This window comes from Kitasatospora sp. NPDC057512, assembly GCF_042802135.1.
Taxonomy (GTDB): Bacteria; Actinomycetota; Actinomycetes; order Streptomycetales; family Streptomycetaceae; genus Kitasatospora.
On sequence record NZ_JBHVET010001015.1, the window covers coordinates 1 to 2,375 of the forward strand.

Genomic DNA, 2,375 nt, shown 5'->3' on the forward strand with positions numbered 1-2,375 from the left:
GCTCCGGTGCCGGCCGTTGCCGGCCCTGGACCCGGCCCGGGCCGGTGGACTGTTTTCTGCCAGATTGGTCTCTACCATTGCCCCGAATCCGGGATTCCGGAAGGCTCGCGGCCGAGCGCCGGGAAGCGGACTCCGGCGTTCTCGCCCGAGGGAGGATCCACCGAGATGGCATTGCGCACTGCGGTTTCCACCATGGCCCTGGCCGGACTGCTGACGGTTGCGGGTGGCCTGGCGGCCGCTCCCGCCGCCCAGGCGTCCACGACGAGGACGACCGGATACACCTATGTCGGCATGTACCCGAGCGGCGCCGCCTGCGACGCCGCCGGCCGGGCCTACGTGGCCCGGGGGGAGGCGGTCGGCTACTTCTGCGACGTGGCCCCGAACACGGCCCGGCTCTCCGTCTGGTTCTACTGAGACCGTCCGCCGGGTGCCGTACGGGGTCCGGGCTGACGTCCGCCGCGGCGGGTGTCGGCCGGTGTGACTCCGGCTGAACCGGCGGTTCCGGGTGAGCGGTCGGGGGCGTTCGCGGCGGAGGTGTTCGCTCCGCCGCGGCGCTCGGCCTCCGGCGGTGGGCCCGCCGCCGGAGTGGCAGCCGTACCCCCTGACCGTTTGCCCGTTCGGGTGGCCTTTTACCATCATGTCGGATTCTCCGACGGACGGTGCCGCCCGCTTGGCCGTTGTGGCCGGGTGCCCGCCGTCCGACACCCCACACGGCACCACGACTCCACCGCAGGCGCTGGAGTCGTGCATCGAGGAGGAACGTTCATGCAAGCCCGGAAGATCGGCGCGGTCGCCGCGACAGCGGTGGCAGTCCTGGCGGCCCGCGACCTCGTCCAGAAGAGGCACGCGCTGCTCCGGAACTTCCCGGTGGTCGGCCACGCCCGGTACCTCCTGGAGACGATCGGGCCGGAGCTGCGGCAGTACATCGTGACCTCCAACGAGGAGGAGCGCCCGTTCAGCCGTGACCAGCGCACCTGGATCTACGCCTCGGCGAAGGAGGAGAACAACTACTTCGGCTTCGGCACCGAGGTCGACGTCGAGCACGTCCAGGGGCACGCCTACCTGAAGCAGCGCACCTTCGCCGGTGCTCTGCCCGACGCCCACGATCCGCAGGCCCCGCTGCCCTCGGCCAAGGTGCTGGGCGGGCCGCGCGGCCGGGCCAAGGCCTTCCGGCCGGCCAGCGTGGTGAACATCTCGGCGATGAGCTTCGGATCGCTCTCCGGCGCGGCCGTCACGGCGCTCAACAAGGGGGCGGCGCTGGCGGGCACCATGCACAACACCGGCGAGGGCGGCCTCTCGCCGTACCACCGCAACGGCGGTGACCTCGTCCTCCAGCTCGGGACGGCGTACTTCGGCTGCCGCGACGCGGACGGCGCCTTCAACCTCGACAAGCTCAAGGAGGTCGTCGCCGGCGCCCCCGTCAAGGCGATAGAGATCAAGCTCTCCCAGGGCGCCAAGCCGGGGCTGGGCGGCATGCTGCCGGGCGCGAAGGTGACCGAGGAGATCGCCGGGATCCGCGGCATCCCGGTCGGCCAGGACTGCGCCTCGCCGTCGCGGCACACCGCGTTCGGCGACGTCGACTCGATGCTGGACTTCGTCGAGCTGCTCGCCACCGAGACCGGCCTGCCGGTCGGGGTCAAGAGCGCGGTGGGGGAGCTGGGCTTCTGGCAGGAGCTCGCCACGCTGATGGCCCGCGGCGACCGCGGGGTCGACTTCGTGACGGTCGACGGCGGCGAGGGCGGCACCGGGGCGGCGCCGCGGATGTTCGCCGACTCGGTGTCGCTGCCGTTCCGGATGGGCTTCTCCCGGGTCTACGGCACCTTCGCCGAGCTGGGGCTGACCGACGACCTGACCTTCATCGGCTCCGGCAAGCTCGGCCTGCCCGAGAACGCCGCGGTCGCCTTCGCCCTGGGCGCCGACATGATCAACGTGGCCCGGGAGGCGATGCTGTCGATCGGCTGCATCCAGGCGCAGAAGTGCCACACCGACAAGTGCCCCACCGGCATCGCGACCCAGAACGCGTGGCTGGCCCGCGGCCTCGACCCGACGTCCAAGGCCGACCGGGCCGCCGCCTACCTGCGCACCCTGCGCAAGGAGCTGCTGAAGGTCTCGTCGGCCGTCGGCGTCGCCCACCCGGCGCTGATCACCGCCGACGACATCGAGATCCTGAACGGCGACTACGAGGCCCGCACCCTGGCCGGCGTGTACGGCTACAAGGAGGGCTGGGGCGAGCTCGGGCCGAAGCTGGCTGAGGAGATCACGGCGCTGATGACCGCCGGACCGGCCGCCTGACCGACCCCCGTCGCCCGCCCGGTCAGGAACCGGCGACCGCCCTACCGGCGGCGCCGGTCGGCCGGGCGGGCGAAGTGGTGCTG

2 protein-coding genes are annotated in these 2,375 nt (G+C 72.3%); both read left to right on the top strand.

All coding sequences use genetic code 11. The annotated features are described in order from the left end of the window. Nucleotides 1-165: 165 nt before the first annotated feature. A complete protein-coding gene (locus tag ACFU6K_RS36945; RefSeq protein ID WP_380670714.1) occupies nucleotides 166-414 on the top strand; it encodes a hypothetical protein in 249 nt (82 codons plus the stop codon). A gap of 351 nt (nucleotides 415-765) precedes the next feature. Continuing rightward, on the top strand, nucleotides 766-2,292 hold the full coding sequence (locus ACFU6K_RS36950) for an FMN-binding glutamate synthase family protein (protein WP_380670716.1): 1,527 nt from the start codon (nucleotides 766-768) through the stop codon (nucleotides 2,290-2,292). The last annotated feature ends 83 nt before the right edge of the window (nucleotides 2,293-2,375 follow it).

Bases quoted from the DNA above. Each gene is read 5' to 3' on its own strand.
- ACFU6K_RS36945 (WP_380670714.1), top strand. From the start codon at position 166: ATGGCATTGCGCACTGCGGTTTCCACCATGGCCCTGGCCGGACTGCTG.
- ACFU6K_RS36950 (WP_380670716.1), top strand. From the start codon at position 766: ATGCAAGCCCGGAAGATCGGCGCGGTCGCCGCGACAGCGGTGGCAGTC.